General features: G+C 50.4%; 1 protein-coding gene. It reads left to right on the top strand.

The features are described from left to right. Positions 1-13: 13 nt before the first annotated feature. Positions 14-1961 (top strand): hypothetical protein (locus ACHHRT_RS13725; RefSeq protein ID WP_395500335.1); only part of this gene is annotated, 1948 nt, incomplete at its 3' end.

Here is a 1961-nt window from a genome sequence, read left to right as displayed (position 1 = left end):
GGGAATATTTGATATGACAAAAATTTGTTATTTTCCGGTTGTCAATACCGAAGAAGAGCTGGCCGATGTAGTCTCGCGCGCTGCTTGGTTTTTGTCATTTTGCCAAATTTCTCAGATTACTATCCCTATCACCTCGGAACGCCTGAGGCATATGAAATGGTTCGTTGCAACCGGAATGGATGGCGTAATTGCCGAACGCTTTTTCGGAATCCGAGAAAAGATTCACTTGGTTTCTGCATCAGCAGAGTCAGATATTGAGCCCTGCATGGCGGAGGCCGATATCATCTTGAAGTGGAAGGTGAACGCTGTTCCGGAATTCGTTTCGCCGCAGAAGTTGAAGGCGTGGGAGGTTGGCAAGAAGGTCTGGTCTGTTGATCCCCAAAGATCGAGAATGGAAGGGTCGCTCTATATTGAAGTGGGTTTGTACCTGCTTGAAGATAGAGAGGCATTGATACAGGAAAACAAGCGGAAGTTCGAGGCGCTGGCAGCCAAGTTGGGACGTTTCAAGCGCGCGTATGTGATGGCGACGGGGCCGTCGGTCTGGAGATACCGCCTTTTTGATTATAAAGACGCCATTTCGCTGGTTTGTAACAGCGTCATTCTTGATGACGAGTTGATGGTCAGGGTGAAGCCGCAGCTTCTCGTGTTTGCGGACCCGATTTTCCACTTTGGACCATCGCAATATGCGGCAGCGTTTCGACAGCGGCTGCGTGAAACTGCACGCATCTACGATTTCACCATAGTGATCCCGTTCAAGTATTACGGGTTGTTTGTCTCGACGATGCCGGAACTGCGGGATCGGACGATAGCGGTTCCGTTCGTGAAAGATCGCCAATTCAATTTTGATCTTTCTGGTGACTTCGAAGTCAGGTCGACGGCTAACATTCTGACGCTCTTGCTTATACCGCTAGCAGCAACTTTTTCGGATGAGATTGGTATTCTTGGCTGCGACGGCAGGCCGCTGCACGAGAACACGTATTTTTGGGGGCACAACCAGAAAACGCAGATTAACGACAAGATGGCAAACATTCGCGAAGTTCACCCCGCTTTTTTTGCCATCGATTACAACGACTACTATCTGGAGCATTGCGAGACGTTGGAAGCCGAGCTTTGTGACGGCGAACGACTTGGCAAGAAGTTTGTTAGCTTGGGCTTTTCGCACATACCGGCATTGAAGAGCCGTGTTGGGTTGGGGCATCGAGTATTTTGCTCTGCATCCGCTTTGGCACAAAGTGCGATTATCGTTGACCCGGATGCGAAAAGTTGGGCGGGTCATTACATGGCCTATAACGAGAAGCTTTCGGCACAGATCAAACGAGATGGGCTTGATGTGGAGGTCATTTGCCGGAAGGATTTGGCAGCCGACATTCTTGCCACGCGGCCCAGTTATTTTCCGACGCTGACCTCTCACTCATGGGAGGTTGGCAATCGAGCCGAAAACACGAAATTCGTCGACGCGTTTGAGTCTGAAATCAACACTGCGATCGAGCGATGCTTTACGAGAAGCGATAGGCCGGTTCTGTTGTACATGTATTGCGGGAGTCTCGAACACGCCGAAGTGTTGGTAAGGCTCGTTCAGAGGTTCCCAAGGTTGAGGGTCAATGTCAACTTGTTCTGGCTGTCGTTCAGGCTTACGCCTGAATATGGACAGAAATGGAAGACTTTCATCGAACACGTCGAAGAAGGTATCAGTGAGGGGCGCTTTATTGCGACGCTTCCGACGGCTGAATTGCGCGATCGACTTGCCGAACTGACCGGATGCATCCTGCCCGTGGCACCACACCCGAGTACCGGTGTTACTGATCAAACATTTGAGGAATTGTTGAGAAAGGTGCCGGAAAAGGTAAAGGGGAAGACGCTGAATGTTTTATTCCCAAGCGCACCGAGGCCAGAAAAAGGCTACTTGACTTCGATCGAAAGCTTACGGCTGCTGTGCTGTGAGCCGAGTTCATACCATCCCA

Origin of the sequence: Desulfurivibrio modestus (assembly GCF_044068625.1) — a bacterium.
In the GTDB taxonomy this organism is placed as follows: domain Bacteria; phylum Desulfobacterota; class Desulfobulbia; order Desulfobulbales; family Desulfurivibrionaceae; genus Desulfurivibrio.
The sequence above is the reverse complement of the archived record's forward strand: the minus strand, read 5'-3'. Positions and strand labels throughout refer to the sequence as shown.